Raw genomic sequence first — 18,684 nt, 5'->3', positions numbered from 1 at the left:
TTTCAAGTGTAATAACATAAATCATCAACTACAAATGAAGGGTAGTTAAGAAGGGAAGCCCCTTCTTACCAGTGGACAACGAAGGAACGAAGTGGGTTGTCCTATCTGGAACCAACCATCGGGTATACAGGTTAAGTGCTGGTTGTTTGAAATCACTGAATTTAGTTTTTAAGCTTATAGAAAACATATCAATATGCTTAAAAACTGGACTGTAACGACACAACCCGTGCGCCTCGGTAGCGACGGTGTGTTAATCAGAGAACGTTATTATTTAAACCCGAAACACGTGAACCACAAACACACTGAAGCACTCATTTCCCTGTTCGGTTGCACCGAAACGTCAAACCGAATTGCAATTTCTGGTGAGCAATTTCGACTCAACCAACAACTCTACAACCGTCGTGGAGGACGGCCTCTAGCGACCTATGCGATGGAATATTGCCTCACACTACCAAAAGGCTACCGACCTACTAAAACTCAGTGGCAGTCCATTGTAAAAGAGTGCGCATTGGCTTTAGCCAAACTTTGTCGACTCAACAAATCTGAGTTTGCCCAATACAGACAACAAATTCGAGCAGTATTGCATCAGCAGGAGCAACAAGGAAACAAAGGTAGTGGCGACCATGTGCATTTAATGATTGGTAAGGTTGTTGGTAATCGAGTCCTCACGGAGCTACAACAGAAAAAAGCTACAAAAGTCATTAAACAAGCATTCAACAGCGCTGTCTTGCAACATGTCGGTATAGACTACCGGAGCTATGAGCCAATTGAAAAAGAGAAAGGACGCAGGCTATCAACTTGGCAATACCAACACCAAAAAGCCACCGAAGCCCTTGAAATTGAAAAACTCATCAAGCAGATGCAAACGCAGTTTGAAAAGTGGTTAAACGCAAAAGAAGAGCAAAATGAGCGACAAATTCGACGCCAACAAAATAGGCTATTAAAAAGCTATGAACAATTGAAGCAGCACTCACTCAGTGCATCGCAGTTGGAAAGGATCAACATCGTTAAGAGTCAGATTAAATGATTAGCTCAGTATAGATATCGGTTCAACTCCCAAATAAGGAACTGAACTGGCATCCATACTTATGAACCTGCGCTTAGATATTGATACTAGCTTCATATGGTACTAAGATGAGGTACTAAAGGGTTATTCTCATAAAACACAAACACCCTAACATATTGAAGTTACTGATTTTTAAGGGACTTGAAGGCGACTCCCGCCAGCTCCACCAAACGTTTGGAAAGGGCCAACTCGAAAGAGTTGGCCCTTTTTTTATCTTTATTTTACTTGCCACAATATGACAAATTACATTAATAACAATGAGTTACCATTAGCACGCCGACAATAAAACCGGACACTCAATAAAAACCACACATCCCGTTGCTGAAATGTGTGGCTGTTTAGAACTGTTCTGATACGAACTTAGATAAGTTTAGGTGTTACTCCATATCACCTAACAAGTAATCTTCATCACTGCTCACTACTGCGCCGTGCTTTAAGAAGTTCTTACCTAAGATCATGCTGTATTCAAAGCGAGAGCGATCTTGAAGGTTTACCCTCACCTCTTTCTCTAGGTCTCCGAGCTTAACCTTCATTTCTACTACAGGACGAATGTTCACCTTCTCGCCTTTCTTGGCTTTGATGCGCATTACATCAATCACTGGCTTGGTGAAATCTTGCTTATCGCCTTGGTTGTTTTGATAGGTAAAACTCACCATGTCTTGGCCGTCTTTCTTAAATCGTTTGATGTTGACTGCGTTCATTGAGCTCACATCCGCGCCCGTGTCGAGCTTGGCCGGGAACTTCATGCCGTTCACTTCAACCACTTCAATGTGCCCAACTTTAAACAAAGGCTCAGCTTTCAAAAGGTAGTCAGATCGAGTGTTCACATACACTCCGTCTTTTGCCATCTTCTTACCTAAAATGAAGTAGGCCTCTTTCTCATTACTGTTAAGCACATCGATAGCAAACTCTTGCGTACGAACGTTTCCAGAGACCGCAAACTCACCACTCACTACCGGACGAGTATCATCACCGACTTTAAGCTTCTTAATAATTGGCTTGGTCACCTTCTGCTTCTCACCATTTACATCCGTAAGATAAAATTCAACGGAGGCATCTTTGCCTTTACCTGTCATTTCAAAACTGTCGACCTTCAACAGAGGCGTGTTGACAGTGAAAGAGGCAACGGCCTTGAGTGGGAAGTCATCAAGGGTGATGTCCTCTTCTGGAGAAATAACCAAAGGTTCACTCTTTTTAGCAACATCACTAAAGCTCTCTGAACCTTCAGAAAGAATATTTTCTGCATTGGTGTCAATCATGAAAAGTTCACTGGCGGTACTGGTACCAAATCTCAACTGCGACTCACTACTCGAGCGCTCACGTAGGTACACCAGAACGTCTTTAGTTGTGTTTTCATCGAGTTGAACCGGCACATACACCAAAGGTCTTTTCTTACCACTCACGCTTAACATACGAACTAATGGCAGTGTCATCTCTTGCTGCTTGCCATCGTTGTCGAACATATCAAACGTCACTTCACTGTTCTTCTTATCTATGTCGATGTCTTTTGCATGAAGGATGCTGTAGCGATTTTTTAATGAGAACGTCGCGTTCATCGCCATTCCAGAGATAGACACCACCTCTTTTCGGCCAACAACCGTCGCGTTTTCCTGCTCTTGCAAGTAGTCATAACCTGCAAACACTAAGGCGTTGTCAGCAAGAAAGGTTTTGCCGATCAGCACTGGCGCAGAGAAGTGACTTCTGTCGGTCAGGTTAACATCGGTTTTTAGCTCTTGATCTGCAATGGTGAGCGACATTTTTACGGTAGGACGAAGCAAAGGCGTGCTGCTGGTGCGACTGCGTATCATGCTGACACGCTCTAAAGGCGCTTCGATTAATACCATGTCTCCCGTGCGCGGGTTTTGAACTTTAAAAGACACCACAGCCTCATATTTCGCAAAGGTACTGCCATCCCAATCATCGTAATCAACATCGGAATTGTTCAACAGGTCTTCGGTTATTGCCGCCATCAACTCTTTGTCTTTGAGGTTTTTGTAGTCGGCATTCGTGCTCTTCACATGAATATCTTCCGCATGCATAGAAGTGGTTTCTGCACCGGTGTCGATTTTACCAATGAAAGGAACGTCTTTAAGCCCTTGAACACTAGAGAGGTACACATTCTCCGTACGGCCTAGTACCGCTTTTCCATCGAGTTCGTAAGTCGGGTTTTGAGTGGTGTGTGAAGTGTCTGTAGCCAAAGAATATTGTGAAAAAAGTAGAGTGCTTAAAAGAGTTAGAGCCAAAGGTATCTTTTTCATTAGTTGGTCCGTTGTGATCAGTTCACTAATAATACTGGCGATTCGGCAAAGAGTTCCCCCACCAGCAATGGTTCTCACAAAACGTTAACGCTATGAGTTTTTCAATGACAAACCGATGACTTTGCGCTGCATTCGCTTGTAGATTATTGACTAATGGATACCCAATAACCTGTTCAATACTCAGTGTTACATTGGAGAAATGAATACAAAAAAGGCCAACGACAAGCGCTGACCTTAGCTATTCAAAACACACTTGAAGCGAGTTTAACTTGCTAAAACACAAACGGTTCTAGATAAACATAGCACTAAAAAGTCCCGACTGTTTTCTTTGCACAGATAGCTCGAGCTTTTTCTGCGTTCTCGCCTTTATTTTTGAGATAGCACTGTCGATAAGATTCGACGTAGCGCTCAAATAACACTTTGGCTTCAGGTTTGGGTTTAGAGAGCAGTTGATTGACGAACTTTCTTGAGCCGACCTCCAAATGTTGAGTGTCGATGGGGCTATTCCAATCCCCTCCCCAGATCATAAATCCGTGATGAGCAAACAGCTCAACCACATCTTCTGCCATGCCTCGGCGTTCAATTTCGTCACGAGCACGAAAGCGAGTACGGTTCACATAGCGGGTAGCCGATTGCGATGGCTTTACCGTGATTAGTCCGTTGTTATCGAAGTCTAAGAAAGGGTTTTGAACTGGGTTGATGTCGATTGCCACACCATAGGCATGTTTCGACCAACCTCCTCCGCCTGTAATAGGACGAGCGTTAAAGGCGCTGCTGTTGTTCGCGTCCATTGAGGCGTTGTCGTCACCTCTGAATTCACGCATTAGGCGAGCGGAATGAAGAGGAAAATTGCGCTGTTTAAGCTCTGAAAAGATTTGTTCAACAGCAGGCGCAATAACATCAAGCACGATCATATTGCCCTGTTGCGTTTCCCCTTTGAAATTAATGAAATCGAAATCCACTTTGGATAACCGCTCACAACCAACAGGCGCACCACTGCTCAATACATTGTTCTTTTTCATCATATCGCACTGCCATTGAGATATAGGCGCAACTTGAGCATAACTCGCAGCACTGAGCACAGTGGCCAACCAGCCGACAATAAAATGTTTCATATCAAAGACTCAAAAATAGTAAGAGTGAAAAGTAGCAGGAGTTGGAAAATAGCATATTAAGCCAAATTGAGGGCACGTTTTGTTAGCGCGTTTTGTTCCAATAAACAATCTCTCGAACTCGTCCGTTCTGGTCGACATCCGCTTCTCCACCAACATCAGAAAGTTCAGGTAAGGTCGATAATTGCGGAGCGTAATAGGCGATCAACATCAGTACAAAAGCATCATAGATATCATCTATCGCGACGTCTTTACGCTTGGTATTTGAAATGGCCAACGACAAGCGGTCACACCATTGAGGGGCGAGTTGCTGAATAATAGAAAGCCGTTCCTCTTTGCCTTCTTGTGTTCGTTTGGAAAACGTCAGCGGTTCGTCTTTCAATGCTGCAAACACAACTTCAGGATGTGATTCCCTTATCGAAAGGCTTGGGTGAGATTCAATTAGTTCATCAAGTTCGCGGATCTTGGGCACAATTCCCCAAGTCTGCTTAGAAAACTTCTTATCAAGCTGCTGCACATTGGTATTACACGCCGTAATGTAATCGGTTTGGTAAACCGCCTCACGACACGGAACAGGAAAAACGGAAGAGCCACGCTTACTGGTAAGAAAACGTCTTGCCGCTTTATCGCATAACCTATCTGGAGTGAGCGAGTCACTAAAGCCAATCGGCATATCGATTAACGTCGTCGAACCTGCAAATTCATCAACCAACTCATCGAGGGTGTTTACCACTTTAAACGTAGGTATCTCATTGCCAGAGACAATCCAAGCGATCCAACCCGCCTTGCAGCCATCAATTCCGATGTATTTCATTATGTTCTCAAATTACGTGCCTATGCTATTTACGTACTGTCGCTAACTATCGGCTTTGAATCAACTTAACTCCGGTATATATGCCCACAATGATACTCAACACAGAAAAAACACCGGCCAGAGAAAGTACTGGCATTGCCACTAACAGCTGAGTATCGTTCCCGCCACCTGCCATTACGGCTCCAAAGCCCATAAGCACACCAGCAACCAAATGTTTGCCAAATCGACGTATCGGACTAAACCTCAAAGAAAAAGACCCAGTAAAGAACGCGGCGCTGACCATGCCAACTAACAGAGAGATCATCAATATAAAGCGCTCGCTGCTTGGCCAATCTTCGGCTTTGCCGTGCCAAAGAGAAGTCCCCATAGATTTCAACAATCCACTTGGCGTCCAGTGTGGCTCATACAAGAAAACAAAGCCTGCCATTAACCCAATCCCCAACATTGAGAACCATAACTTGCGATTTACCACATTCATGAAGTAGCAACTCACCACAATAATGAACGAAATGATCCCAAGAAATGCATAACGAGAAAAATCAGATAAAACCAACCGAGAACCTTTTAACTCCGTCGGTAAAGCCGGAGCAAACAACAGCCAAGCAACGAACCACCCTAATATGGTCGCCAACATAACCACTTCGCCACGAGCTAAACGGCTAACCGTCGAAACTCCGCAACCACTATTAATTGCCGCGCCAATACCAAACAGAAAACCACCAAACAGAGAAAACAGACTCGGCCAAAACGCAGAAGATAACGCTCGTCCTTCCACTGCCGATCCTAATGCCATAAACACCCAAGCCAATGAGCCACTAAACACAATCGCGACAATCAACATTGGTGATCCGCTTGTCGCCTCTTTAACGCCCCGAACCATGCAAAGGCCGGTAGTTTGGGCGAGGTATCCCACCAGAAAGATGCAGAACAAAGCGAGAATAAAGAACATACACAGCCTCCGAATTGCGTTGATTTTATTATTGTCGTTGGTTAAATATAGTCAGAAGACCCAATAACAGCGTGCAAGGACAAGCCCGAACAGGGATAATTGTTTTGATAATTAAACCAACCTCAAGCACCTAGCCGACAAAAGACTAATGACCACATACTCACACATAGACATCCCATTTAACCTGCGCCACACCTGTTGGTTTTGTGGTGAACCTTCCGATGATGTTGTTGAATTCCCTAAGAATGCACAAGCTATTGCCAAGATAGACTATTCACCGATTGCACTACCGGCTTGTAAGGAGTGCGCGAGTGTTAGGTATGCAAAGGATCTAACCTCAATTTGGGCTGTGCGCGATCAGATAAAACACGCACTCATCGATAAGTACGCAAAGCACCTAGGCATCGGTGAGAACTGGACGGAGCAAGAGCTTATTGATTCAGATTTCTCGGGATCGACACTTGGCGGGTTTGGGCGCAGTGCTTGGAAGATGTATCAAATAGCCAAACAGCGAATCGACTATAAAGGTTGGCCTTTGTCGGTTGATGACATTGTAATAGAGGTCTACGACGAAACCAGTGGCTTTGAATTCGACGGTACTCGCTATGCTTCAATCAATTCATGTATCGATTATTTCACTAAGGCTGCGGGCGTAGACAAAGAGCTGCTATCGCAACTTGTCGATATCGTTTCAACAGACCGTTTTAGCTACGCACTACGAATCGCCAAGCTAAACAAGAATGTCTCTAATACCAAACGCTCAGAGATCATCGAAGAGGTGTTACAGCAAGAGTCTGAACAAGAAGAGATACTGCTTGAACAAGCCAACTCACTGTTCAACCCGAATGTCGAAGAAGTGAGTATCTCTGGCTCAATAGCGCCTGTATTTGCCATTCAATGGGCAATGATGAATAACGTTAAAGATTTAGCTCACCTTTGTTCACTCGAAGATGATTATTTTGACTATTTCGAGCATCTTGGTGGCCCTGCAGCTTTCATGTCCTATAACGGCCTACAACTCTATTTAGAGTCACGTCAAGATCCTGAATGGGTAGAAAAGTCGGATCCAAATAAACAGTATTGGTGAACATGCCTACCTACTGGTGAACACGTGTAAGCTCGATGATCGTGTCAAACACCCATTGTTAGTCCTTGTTTTATATAAAGATCTAAAAAAAGCCCCCCATAACAGTTAATTGTTGCAATTCGGTTAAATAGAGTGAAAACTTCAAGCATCTAAAACTATTTAATCACTGTAATCTTGCGGTGAGTAAGGAGTGAATTGTGCTTGCTGTTCTTCGTATTATTTTGGCTACGGTGTTTATTATTTTCACCACCCTCTGTGCTTTTGTTTACTGCTTGTTTAGCCCCAAGAACCCTAAGCATGTGTACGTTTTCTGCCGTTGGTTCAATCAACTACAAAAGATCGTCGGTGTGAAACTGGTGCAGCGTGGCCTAGACAATGCGCCAACGTCAGAAAAAAGCGTATACATATCCAACCACCAAAGCATATTAGACTTTGTGACCGACCCAGGAATGCTAAGGCCTCGTACCGTTTCTTTAGGCAAGCGTGATTTGTTGTATGTGCCTTTCTTTGGCCTGCTGTATTGGATCACCGGTAACATCATGATTAACCGCGAAGATAAATCCAAAGCACGCGATACCATCAAGCAAGTGGCGGAAGCGATTCATCAGCGAGATCTGTCTGTTTGGGTTTACCCAGAAGGAACGCGCAGTAAAGGGCGTGGACTACTGCCATTCAAAACGGGCGCTTTCCGAATGGCGATTGAAGCCGGTGTGCCTATCACCCCGATGTGTACCAGCACCACACACAATAAGATTGACCTCAACCGAGTTAATAATGGCATTGTGATCACCGAGATGCTTGAACCTATCGATGTGTCTGGATACAAGATCAGCGACGCAAGAGAACTGGCCAATCGCTGTCACGCAATCATGGCAGAAAAAATAGCAGAGCTTGATGACGAAGTGGCTCGTATAGAGGCTCAACAAAATCCAGAGCTGGATTCAGACGGTTCTTCTACGCGCTAACAAGATAGTCACAGAAGGAACAAGAGCTAACTCGCAACGAATACACTAAGTCATCGCTCAATTACTTTAAAAGACACTCAACGATCGCAACTCTCATTGTTCTTGTTTTACATGCCGGCGCTTATCCGCAAAATAAAAACAGGCGTTAATGGCTTTATAGAGCAATGGGAGTAAACGATGGAAGTGATTCACCATGGCGGCAAACATACCGTCACAGGATCTTGTCACGAATTAAGAGATTCAGGCCAAGCGGTGCTCATCGATTGTGGCTTGTTTCAAGGTAAAGAGTCCCAAGGTTCGGACGCACGTTCTCTTGATATTGAATTTGAAACTTCCCACCTCAACGCTCTGCTGCTGACCCATACCCACATTGATCATATTGGCCGGTTACCTTGGTTACTCGCCAGTGGATTTAACCAGCCAATTTATTGCACGCAAGCCACCGCCGAACTCGCTCCTTTAATGATTGAAGATGGCTTAAAACTGCAAGGGCTCAGTCATAAACAATCCAAACTCATCCTTAAAAAAATTCATTCGTTGATTGCTCCTAAGCCTTATGGGGAATGGTTTCCAATTGTCTCTAAACAGCAAAACGACGGAAAGAATCATCATAGACCAAATACTCTGTATGCTCGTTTTCAACCTGCTGGGCATATCTTAGGTTCCGCCTATATTGAGCTTAAGTTACCCAACCAAGAAGTGGTGGTCTTTTCAGGCGACTTGGGCCCAAGTAACACGCCACTGCTGCCGGATCCTAAACCACCACAACAAGCCGATTACTTATTTATTGAGTCGACTTACGGCACTAGCACGCACGACGATATTGCTTCACGCTCTGAACGCCTCAAAGCAATTATTGACCGTTCGTTACTCGATGGAGGCGTCATCCTGATCCCGGCATTTAGTATCGGCAGAACACAAGAACTGTTGTTTGATATTGAAAACCTGATCTTTGAGCATCAACTCAGCGCCGATATTCCTATTATTCTCGACTCACCTATGGCTCAGAAAGTGACGCGTTCATACCGACGCTTTAAAGAGTTGTGGGGACAAGAAGCAAAGCAACGTCTTGAACTGAAACGTCACCCACTCGCTTTTGAACAATGCATTACGGTTGATGGGCATAGAATGCACAAGAAAATCGTTAATCGCCTTAAGTCGACAGGTGAACCCGCAATTGTGGTCGCAGCTTCTGGAATGTGTCAGGGCGGCAGGATAATGAACTACTTATCAGCCTTGCTTCCCGATAAACGAACCGATGTGATTTTAGCGGGCTATCAAGCGCACGGAACGCTCGGGCGAGAACTGCAACAAGCCGAAATGCAGGTTTCTATTGATAACAAAGACGTTGAGGTCAATGCTCAAATTCATGGCATGTCTGGCTACTCGGCTCATGCCGATAAAGAGGATCTCAACCGATTTATAGCAGGAATTTCCGCTCCACCAAGAGAAGTGCATTTGATACATGGCGAACCAAATACTCAGTCTGAGTTCGCTCAAGAATTACTTAAACAAGGATTCAAGGTTGTTTGAAGTTGCGACCAAATTCGCGACATCCTCTTTGATAAAGATTAAAACTGTCGTAATCATACCCTCAAGAATGCAGCCACTTAGGCCTGCCTGCGGACTCAATGTCGGTGATATGTTCCAGCTTACTCCCCCCCACTACTCACATAACAGCCGTTCATGCTAAGCGGATTTGAACACTGTTTTTCTCAATTTCTTTTCTTCTGTACACCTCAAGTTACCCTTTTTGTATTAATCACTATTTATTCACTCTGCAAAACACCAGCAAGCAAAACCAGTTGCATACGAAGTTAAATGGAACGATTATCGAATTAGAACTAAGCGTTAACAAACCCCCTCTGTAACTTGCTTTATGTCACAGTAATCCTAATGCGCAGTTAAATAATTTAACACTTGGGTTACAAGTGAAGTATTGTGTTGTTCGAAAAACAATCATAAGTAAAACTAACAGGGAAAATACTCATGCAGTCATTCGTTGATTTTTTGAATGGAATAATCTGGAGCCCAGTACTTATCTACCTATGTTTAGGTGCAGGTTTGTTCTACTCCATCATGACTCGATTTGTTCAAATCCGTCACTTCTTTGAAATGTGGCGCTTGCTACTATCAGGTAAAAGCTCTGCAAAAGGCATCTCGTCTTTCCAAGCTCTTGCCGTTTCGCTATCTGGCCGTGTAGGTACAGGTAACATTGCTGGTGTTGCTGCCGCTATCGGTTTCGGTGGCCCGGGTGCAGTATTCTGGATGTGGGTTGTAGCCTTCTTTGGCGCCGCGACTGCTTACGCAGAATCTACGCTAGCGCAAATCTACAAAGAAGAAGACGAAGGCCAGTTCCGTGGCGGTCCGGCTTACTACATTGAAAAAGCAATGGGCCAGAAGTGGTACGCATGGATCTTCGCTATCTCGACTATTTTTGCATGTGGCATTTTGCTTCCAGGTGTTCAGTCAAACAGTATTGGTAATGCTGTAGAAGCTGCATTTGGCTCAGGCGACATGATTGAAACAGCTATCGGTACATTCAGTTTCGCTAAAATTTTCACTGGTACTGTTGTTGCTATCATCCTTGCTTTCATCATCTTTGGTGGTGTTAAACGTATTGCGAACTTCACACAAATTGTTGTTCCATTCATGGCATTGGCTTACATCATTATCGCGTTCGTTATCATCTTGCTAAACATCGGCCAAGTGCCAGCTGTTTTCGGAATGATTCTTGGCGATGCATTCACACCTATGGCGGGCTTTGGTGCTGCAATTGGTTGGGGTGTTAAGCGTGGTGTTTACTCAAACGAAGCAGGTCAAGGTACTGGTCCTCACGCGGCAGCAGCGGCAAATGTCGATCACCCAGCTCAGCAAGGTTTGGTACAAGCGTTCTCTATCTACATCGATACTCTTCTAGTATGTTCTGCTACAGCGTTCATGATCATCATCACTGGTGCTTACAACGTTCACGGCGGCGCTGAAGGCGTGTTCCTTGTTCAGAACCTAGCAGCAAACATTGGTGCGAATGGTCCTGTATTTACACAGCTTGCTATTGAAAGTGCATTACCAGGTATTGGTAAGCCATTCATCGCATTTGCTCTGTTCTTCTTCGCATTTACAACGATTCTTGCTTACTACTACATCGCAGAAACGAATATTGCTTACCTACGTCGTACCATCAAGATCCCTGGCATGATGTTCGTACTTAAGCTTGTTCTTATCACTGCGGTTTTCTATGGCACAGTCAAAACAGCTAACCTTGCATGGGCAATGGGTGATGTTGGTGTTGGCTTGATGGCATGGTTAAACATCGTTGGTATTCTGATCATCTTCTTCATGTCTAAGCCTGCGCTTAAAGCTCTAGCAGACTACGAAGAACAGCAGAAACAAGGTGTGACTGAGTACACATTCAACCCTGTAAAACTAGGCATTAAAGGTGCTACTTACTGGGAAGAAAAGTACAAGCGTAAAACAGGCAAGTCTCCTGAAGCTGAAACTGCAGACACTAAACCTGTAGAGCAACCTTCAGCTTAAGATTACCTTAACAAACAGATTGCTTTAATAAATAGATCGCTTTAATAAATAGATCGCTTTAACTCGCGCTATTAATAACGCATAAAAAAGGGGTTAGCCATTTCGGCTAACCCCTTTTGTTTTATTCATAACCAATAAACGGCTTATAACAAACTAACTGTTCCCAAGTTAGAGTATTAAGCAGCGATTTCTTGTGTTGCCATTTGCGGTGCTTTCTTCTCACCAACAGGCAGTACTGTGCGGCCGTATTCGTTGTTGATGACTTGTGCCATAGCAAAGTAGATAGCTGAAGCGCCACAGAAGATACCTTCAAAACCAGCGATAGTGCCGATTAGTTCGCTGCCAGTGAAATCACGAGCTGCAAGTAGGAAGAACAAGATAGTTAGTGAACCGAATACTACTTGCTTCGCAACTGGGTAGCATAGAGAACCGATGAACATGAAGCCGGTGAAGATGCCCCATAGTAATAGGTACCAACCCATGAATGCTGCAGGGCTTGCTGGTAGACCCATGTAAGGCATTACAATCAAACCAACCAAAGACAACCAGAATAGGCCGTAAGAAGTAAACGCAGTTGTACCGAACGTGTCACCACGTTTGAAACACATTGTGCCCACGATAACTTGGCTTAAACCACCGTAAAAAATACCCATCGCAAGGATCATTGAATCCATTGGGAAGAAACCTGCGTTGTGGATATTAAGAAGAATAGTGGTCATACCGAAACCCATTAAGCCTAGTGGCGCTGGGTTAGCTAGTTTGGTCGACATTGCGAATTTACCTTATTAAAGTGGTTGATTAAAAAAAATCTACAAAGTTTGTAAGAAAATTTTAATCTATAAACCGCTCAACTAGGTAATCCAGTTATCGAAAACTAAGATTGTGTAAATGATCCTATGGAAAATTAGTTTCATAACGACGCTAATTAATTCATAGAAACTATAAGTAAGCAGATTCCCTATCACGCTATAAAAAAGATGCGAGTAACGAGATACGAGATGCGAAAAGAGTCTTTAGATTTGAGTAAGCGCCCCCTTAATAGCAAACGTAGGCAACAGAGGGCGAGCTTTTCGTTACCCGTTTACTCGCATCCCGTATCTATTCATTAGATCGTCATTCCGGAATCGAGGGACGAGATGTCTGGAATCTGCCTTTCAATATATACACCAACGGTAAACGCGAGAGATTCCCTACTATGCTCATACCTCGCTATAGGGAATGACGGATAGAGTAAGGAATATGAGGTATAAAGTGACGAACGATAGGGAGCGAGCTTTTCGCTACTCGTTTACTCGCATCCCGTATCTAGTCTCTCATTTGTAATCTTAAATTACGCTTGTTGTGGTTTAGATTCAGACACTTGAGATTGAACTTCTGAAGAAGCGTTTTTACTCGCATCTCGTTTAGCTAACAGAGTCACAAGGATAAGCTGAGCAACAAGCGCACCTAGAACCACCCATGCACTTCCAGTAAAGCCTGCCACTACAAAACTAACCAAAGCGATAGAGCCGTTCATCAACGCATAAGGAAGCTGTGTCTTAAAGTGTTCAAACTGGTCACACCCTGCCCCTGTTGAAGAAAGAATCGTTGTTTCAGAGATCGGTGAGCAATGGTCACCAAACAAACCACCAGACAACACAGCGCCAATTGCGACGAGTAGCGGTGCATCAATCGCAATCGCGGTTGGAATAACCAATGGCATCATTATCGCGAAGGTTCCCCACGACGATCCTGTTGCGAATGAAATAATCGCCGACAACAAAAAAGCGACCGCTGGTACTAACCAGTATGGAAAACCACTCTGTGCTTGCTCGGCAATATAAGCGGCTGCGCCCAACTCTTTACCGACTGTGCTTAGCGCCCACGCCAATACCAAGATGATCGCTACGGGCATCATGTTTCCCATGCCTTTTAAATACACTGAAACACCATCAGACAGCTTTCTTACGCCGTAGTAAGCCATGAGTGAGATTAAGGTAATCGCCGCAAAAAAGTAAGCCGATGATAAAGCTGCTCTGAACGATGAACCCGCGACCTTTTGGAACGGGAAGCCTTGAGGAACTAACATCGCACACAACACCACCAGCATCACTAACAATGGTGCCCAGACAAAAGATGCCTTTGCATTTTTATGCGAGAACGGATTTAGTGATTCGTTATTCACGCCAGAGTTAATTCCCGCTTGGCAATCACGCTCGGCTTTTGCCATTGGCCCAAAGTCTAAACCTTTAACGGACACTAACGGGACGATGAAAATCGCGAGGAATGCGTAGAACTGAAAAGGAATCGCACCGATGAAAGCATCCCAATCAGACATGTTGATATTCAACGCCGTGAACTCTTTTTGAATCAGACTCATGATGTAAACGCCCCATCCAATGAAAGGGATAAGAATAGCGACGGGCGACGAGGTTGAGTCGATGATGAATGCTAGCTTCTGTCTTGAGAGTTTCAGTTTATCGAAAAGAGGACGAAAAACAGGGCCAACAATTAAAGGGGTGCCTAAGTCTGAGAAAAATATAACGATTCCACCCAACCATGCTGAGATTTGAGCTTGGCATTTATTGCTTACCCATTGAGTAACACGCTTGGCAAACGCAACACCACCACCCGACTTCTCCATTAAAGCAACAAAGCCACCGATGAACACCAACAGCATGATCACACCTGCGTTATAGCTATCGGTAAGTTGAGGAACTAGGTAACCTTTAACCATGGTACCAAACGTATCAAGCGGGTTAAGTTCGCTAAACATGCCAGTCAGCATCGCAACACCACTCAGCACGCCAGCAAAAAGGCCAATCACCACATTCCTTGTCGCCAACGACAACACCAAAGTAATCACAATGGGGATGAGTGACGTGATATCTGTCTGTTCCATAGGCACACCTTAACCCTAAAATAAAAGAATAAATATAAATTAAATTTGAATATAAATTCACAACCTCCATTTGTACAGAACTTTATCCTCTAACTGGATAATTAGTCTTTAAATGCGCTTCAACATAGCCAAATAGACCAATATCCCTCCTTAGATAGCCAAGTTCGAAACGAAAAAAAGCCGAAAGTAGAAACTTTCGGCTTTTGATTATTTATATCATTATGGTCGTATTACTGAACTCGTCGGTTAGACCGCTTTTCAGTATTCAAACGATCAATTACAGCTAATTTCATCCCAGAACCAATTCGACTGAACAGGGCTTTCCCATACACCCGGGCCGTTTTTAGCCACGAAACACTTGCCGTTATGCGTCACTTTATCACCGTTACTCACTTGGCTAACGCCCGCTTGCCATGTGATAAACACCGATGGGTCAACGACGACAGGCGGCTCGGTAACAGGTGGTTCAACTGGTGTTGGGTCAACAGGTGTAGGATCGACTGGCGCAGGATCGGTGACTACGGGTGGTGTTGGCTCTCCAGCAATCAACTTCCAAGGGCCGCCATTGGCAGGGTCATCCCCTTGTGTCCACCATTTCGCTTCGTAGGTTGCGCCGTTGTGAGTCACTTGGTCACCCGCGTTGTAAACCTTAGTCGCACTCCAACCATTAACACCCGGATCAGTTCCAGGGTCTACCGGATCAAGCTTATCGACCACTTTCACTTCAGGCCAGCTCGCATGAGAACCATAAAAGTTGGTCACACACTTCTCGTAATCGCCAGCCACTAGCGCTGAATATGCCGTTTGGAATCCAACCAACTCACATTCAAATGAGTAGCCTTCTGGGCGGTCTGCGTAGTATTTCCAGTTACCATCCCAGTTGGTGTACAACACATCGGTCGCGCCGTTGAGATTCAAGCTTCCGTAAGGCGTTTGCTGCCAACAAGTATTGGCTTCATCCGCTTCTACCGGAATTTGATAGTGCGCCGCTAACCCTTCCCAATAACGAATACGGTTAACGGGTTGGCCTTTGTCTTTGTTCTGCTCACCACACTCGATACCACCATTAATCACATTGATCGTGGTACCAAAGCCATAACCAATTCCCGCATCCAACTCGCGTTGAGAGGGCGTCCAAGTACGGTCAATCACGTGCAGCATGGCTGGTTTAGGCGCTTGAGGCGTAAGGAAGAACCAGATAGCAGAAGCCAAGTTCAACCAAGAATCCGCCACTAAACCCGGATTATTCAATAGAACCGTCGCATCACCATCAAACATCACTTCCGAGAACGCGCCGTAGTTAAAATGGTAAGAAAGCTGTTTAGCACCACGTCCGAAGTAACCCTGCCCCGCGGCACATGGCCAACGTGCATTCTGCCAATCGTTCTGACCACAACCCGTGGTATAACCTTCTTGGCCTTCAGACCAACCCATTTCACGAACATGCACCAGCGCTTGCTGCCACTCTTCGAGAGCTAATGGATTATCAGAGGTGTTGTCTATCGCAATGTGACCGCCCGTCTCTTGTGAGAAGTGAGCAAAGGCCGTAATGATGGATTTTTTACAAATGGCGTCGGAGTCACGGCCGTCGGTGTACTCTCCACAGAAGGCTGGGAATTTGCCAATCGCACGTAAGAAGCGAGTGTAAGTATATTCTGGCGCAGCCATTTGAGTGAGGAAATCCCATTCAGATTGGGGGAATACACGCTCGACTCGTTTCACGTTTTCAGGATTCGAGGCTAAGCCCGGTTCTATCGCTTCAACAATACTATTGGGACGAGTCTGTAATGCTTGTGACCAGATCGCATACATAGGATCGGATGTTTTCGCTTGTTCAGCAGCTTGTAGGGCCGACTTTTCAACAAGGTAACCATTCGGGTTTTGCGGATCAGGTTGGATGTTCAAAGACGCATGACTCTGCGCTGCCAATGTGCAGCCGAGCACTGTCGCCAAATATTTGATTTTTAACATGATGGATTCTCTTATCTGTCCTTAATAAGTCCATCAAAGAGTATGCGGCGCGTGGGAAATGACCTAGTTGTTGCGGTATGAATTTATAAAAAATGCGAGTGATAGTTTTATGTATAGTTAAACGTAACAACGCGTCTCATACTTTCTTGAGCTGATATCTAGTTTCCAACTCATTCGGTTTCTAGCGGTTATATATAGCTCTTTAATACCCTGAATCAGAAAGAAAAAAGCCCCGAACGAGTTCGAGGCTTAAGAGCTTAATCAAAACTGGTTAAATCTCTAAGAGATTATTCCCACTCGATAGTTGCTGGTGGCTTACCAGAAATATCGTAAACAACACGTGAGATGCCGTTAACTTCGTTGATAATGCGGTTAGAAACCTTACCTAGGAAGTCGTATGGTAGGTGTGCCCAGTGAGCAGTCATGAAGTCGATAGTTTCTACAGCACGTAGAGATACAACCCAATCGTACTTACGGCCATCGCCCATTACGCCAACTGAACGTACTGGTAGGAATACCGTGAATGCTTGAGATACTTTGTGGTAAAGGTCAGCAGCGTGAAGCTCTTCAATGAAGATAGCATCAGCACGACGCAGTAAATCACAGTACTCTTTCTTCACTTCGCCAAGTACACGAACACCTAGACCTGGACCCGGGAATGGGTGGCGGTAAAGCATGTTGTATGGAAGACCAAGCTCTAGGCCGATCTTACGTACTTCATCTTTAAACAGCTCACGTAGAGGCTCAACAAGGCCCATTTCCATATCATCAGGAAGGCCACCAACGTTGTGGTGAGATTTGATTACGTGTGCTTTGCCAGTCTTAGATGCTGCAGACTCGATGACGTCTGGGTAGATAGTACCCTGAGCAAGCCATTTAGCATTCTTCAGTTTCTTAGACTCTTCGTCGAAGATATCTACGAATACGTGACCGATGATCTTACGTTTCGCTTCTGGTTCAGCTTCGCCTTCCAGAGCGTTAAGGAAACGTTCTTCAGCATCAACTTTAATGATGTTAAGGCCGAATTTGTCACCAAACATGTCCATAACCTGCTCGCCTTCGTTTAAACGAAGAAGGCCGTTATCAACAAATACACATGTTAGTTTGTCGCCGATAGCGCGGTGAGCAAGCATCGCAACTACAGATGAATCAACACCACCAGAAAGACCAAGGATAACTTCGTCGTCACCTACTTGTTCTTTAATGCGTGCAACTGCATCTTCAATGATAGACGCTGAAGTCCACAGACCTTCACAACCACACGCGTTAAGAACGAAGTTCTCAAGCATTTTTAGGCCGTTTTTAGTGTGTGTTACTTCTGGGTGGAATTGAACACCGTAGTATTTCTTATCTTCGTTTGCCATTGCTGCGTATGGGCAAGTGTCTGTCTCTGCGATTTTTGTAAAATCAGCAGGGATTTCAACCACTTTGTCACCGTGGCTCATCCAAACGTCTTGAGTTGTCTCAAGGTCAGCGAAAAGTGCAGATTCACCCGTTACTTGTACCGCTGCATAGCCGAACTCGCGCTCAGTAGACGTTGCTACTTTACCGCCAAGTTGCTCAGCCATAGTTTGCATGCCGTAGCAGATACCGAAGACAGGAACACCTGAATCAAATACGTACTGAGGTGCACGTGGAGAATTCTCTTCCGTTACACTTTCAGGGCCACCAGATAGGATGATACCGTCTGGATTGAATTCACGAATATCCGCTTCTTCTACGTCCCAGCTCCAAAGTTCACAGTAAACACCGATCTCACGAATACGACGAGCTACTAGCTGTGTGTATTGAGAACCGAAGTCCAGAATTAGAATACGTTGGTCATGAATATTTTTAGTCATTGTAAGCAGTCTTATTGGCTATGTGATAAAACGGAGGCGAGTTTACTCACCTCTGATTAACTCTTCAAGAAATAAAGCAAACGTTTTCGTAGGTTATCTGTAAGGCGATGTTTTGCAAAAATCATACGTTCAACAAAACAGGCTTTAGATATAATACCAATCACAGTAAGTAAGTGTTCAGGAATAGCGCAGGAAAAAAGCTT

13 protein-coding genes are annotated in these 18,684 nt (G+C 44.6%); 5 read left to right on the top strand and 8 right to left on the bottom strand.

Annotated elements, in window-relative coordinates; all coding sequences use genetic code 11:
• Positions 1 to 193 precede the first annotated feature (193 nt).
• Positions 194 to 1,027, top strand: a complete 834-nt coding sequence (locus tag OCU90_RS03255) for a hypothetical protein (protein WP_061023966.1) — start codon at positions 194 to 196, stop codon at positions 1,025 to 1,027.
• Positions 1,028 to 1,443: 416 nt separating this feature from the next.
• On the opposite strand, the gene OCU90_RS03250 is transcribed toward OCU90_RS03255, so the two are convergent.
• The 4 genes from OCU90_RS03250 to OCU90_RS03235 form a co-directional block, all read right to left on the bottom strand.
• A complete protein-coding gene (locus OCU90_RS03250) occupies positions 1,444 to 3,324 on the bottom strand; it encodes an ATP-dependent zinc protease family protein (protein WP_061023963.1) in 1,881 nt (626 codons plus the stop codon).
• A 305-nt stretch (positions 3,325 to 3,629) separates the two neighbouring features.
• Complete coding sequence (locus tag OCU90_RS03245) at positions 3,630 to 4,439, bottom strand: M15 family metallopeptidase (RefSeq protein ID WP_061023961.1); 810 nt, start codon at positions 4,437 to 4,439, stop codon at positions 3,630 to 3,632.
• 82 nt (positions 4,440 to 4,521) lie between these two features.
• A complete protein-coding gene (locus OCU90_RS03240; protein ID WP_061023959.1) occupies positions 4,522 to 5,250 on the bottom strand; it encodes a DUF429 domain-containing protein in 729 nt (242 codons plus the stop codon).
• Between the two features lie 46 nt (positions 5,251 to 5,296).
• Positions 5,297 to 6,091, bottom strand: coding sequence for a YeeE/YedE thiosulfate transporter family protein (locus OCU90_RS03235; RefSeq protein WP_081089992.1), 795 nt, complete (start codon positions 6,089 to 6,091; stop codon positions 5,297 to 5,299).
• Between the two features lie 256 nt (positions 6,092 to 6,347).
• Here OCU90_RS03235 and OCU90_RS03230 point away from each other — a divergent pair, with 256 nt between their 5' ends.
• The 4 genes from OCU90_RS03230 (at position 6,348) to OCU90_RS03215 (ending at position 11,788) form a co-directional block, all read left to right on the top strand.
• Positions 6,348 to 7,286 (top strand): hypothetical protein, encoded by a 939-nt coding sequence (locus OCU90_RS03230; protein WP_061023956.1) that lies wholly within the window; start codon positions 6,348 to 6,350, stop codon positions 7,284 to 7,286.
• 197 nt (positions 7,287 to 7,483) lie between these two features.
• A complete protein-coding gene (locus tag OCU90_RS03225; protein ID WP_061023955.1) occupies positions 7,484 to 8,251 on the top strand; it encodes a 1-acylglycerol-3-phosphate O-acyltransferase in 768 nt (255 codons plus the stop codon).
• Between the two features lie 177 nt (positions 8,252 to 8,428).
• Positions 8,429 to 9,784: an MBL fold metallo-hydrolase gene (locus OCU90_RS03220; RefSeq protein ID WP_061023953.1), complete on the top strand. Its 1,356-nt coding sequence runs from the start codon at positions 8,429 to 8,431 to the stop codon at positions 9,782 to 9,784.
• Between the two features lie 456 nt (positions 9,785 to 10,240).
• Positions 10,241 to 11,788 (top strand): alanine/glycine:cation symporter family protein, encoded by a 1,548-nt coding sequence (locus tag OCU90_RS03215; RefSeq protein ID WP_061023950.1) that lies wholly within the window; start codon positions 10,241 to 10,243, stop codon positions 11,786 to 11,788.
• 176 nt (positions 11,789 to 11,964) lie between these two features.
• Here the strand turns inward: OCU90_RS03215 and OCU90_RS03210 are convergent, their stop codons facing one another.
• The 4 genes from OCU90_RS03210 to guaA form a co-directional block, all read right to left on the bottom strand.
• A complete protein-coding gene (locus OCU90_RS03210) occupies positions 11,965 to 12,558 on the bottom strand; it encodes an acetate uptake transporter (protein ID WP_004735131.1) in 594 nt (197 codons plus the stop codon).
• A 560-nt stretch (positions 12,559 to 13,118) separates the two neighbouring features.
• Entirely contained in the window at positions 13,119 to 14,669 is a 1,551-nt protein-coding gene (locus OCU90_RS03205) for a Na+/H+ antiporter NhaC family protein (protein WP_061023948.1), read from the bottom strand.
• A 273-nt stretch (positions 14,670 to 14,942) separates the two neighbouring features.
• Entirely contained in the window at positions 14,943 to 16,640 is a 1,698-nt protein-coding gene (locus OCU90_RS03200; protein WP_061023945.1) for a chitinase, read from the bottom strand.
• 287 nt (positions 16,641 to 16,927) lie between these two features.
• Positions 16,928 to 18,481 (bottom strand): glutamine-hydrolyzing GMP synthase, encoded by a 1,554-nt coding sequence (gene guaA / locus OCU90_RS03195; RefSeq protein WP_017079884.1) that lies wholly within the window; start codon positions 18,479 to 18,481, stop codon positions 16,928 to 16,930.
• Between the last annotated feature and the right edge of the window lie 203 nt (positions 18,482 to 18,684).

Source organism: Vibrio splendidus (assembly GCF_024347615.1).
Classification (GTDB): domain Bacteria; phylum Pseudomonadota; class Gammaproteobacteria; order Enterobacterales; family Vibrionaceae; genus Vibrio; species Vibrio splendidus.
The sequence above is the reverse complement of the archived record's forward strand: the minus strand, read 5'-3'. Positions and strand labels throughout refer to the sequence as shown.

Excerpts from the sequence above, each read along its gene's own strand:
- OCU90_RS03240 (WP_061023959.1), bottom strand. The coding sequence starts at position 5,250 with ATGAAATACATCGGAATTGATGGCTGCAAGGCGGGTTGGATCGCTTGG.
- OCU90_RS03210 (WP_004735131.1), bottom strand. The coding sequence starts at position 12,558 with ATGTCGACCAAACTAGCTAACCCAGCGCCACTAGGCTTAATGGGTTTC.
- OCU90_RS03255 (WP_061023966.1), top strand. The coding sequence starts at position 194 with ATGCTTAAAAACTGGACTGTAACGACACAACCCGTGCGCCTCGGTAGC.
- OCU90_RS03245 (WP_061023961.1), bottom strand. The coding sequence starts at position 4,439 with ATGAAACATTTTATTGTCGGCTGGTTGGCCACTGTGCTCAGTGCTGCG.
- OCU90_RS03230 (WP_061023956.1), top strand. The coding sequence starts at position 6,348 with ATGACCACATACTCACACATAGACATCCCATTTAACCTGCGCCACACC.
- OCU90_RS03200 (WP_061023945.1), bottom strand. The coding sequence starts at position 16,640 with ATGTTAAAAATCAAATATTTGGCGACAGTGCTCGGCTGCACATTGGCA.
- OCU90_RS03250 (WP_061023963.1), bottom strand. The coding sequence starts at position 3,324 with ATGAAAAAGATACCTTTGGCTCTAACTCTTTTAAGCACTCTACTTTTT.
- OCU90_RS03220 (WP_061023953.1), top strand. The coding sequence starts at position 8,429 with ATGGAAGTGATTCACCATGGCGGCAAACATACCGTCACAGGATCTTGT.
- OCU90_RS03215 (WP_061023950.1), top strand. The coding sequence starts at position 10,241 with ATGCAGTCATTCGTTGATTTTTTGAATGGAATAATCTGGAGCCCAGTA.
- guaA (WP_017079884.1), bottom strand. The coding sequence starts at position 18,481 with ATGACTAAAAATATTCATGACCAACGTATTCTAATTCTGGACTTCGGT.
- OCU90_RS03205 (WP_061023948.1), bottom strand. The coding sequence starts at position 14,669 with ATGGAACAGACAGATATCACGTCACTCATCCCCATTGTGATTACTTTG.
- OCU90_RS03235 (WP_081089992.1), bottom strand. The coding sequence starts at position 6,091 with ATGTTGATTGTCGCGATTGTGTTTAGTGGCTCATTGGCTTGGGTGTTT.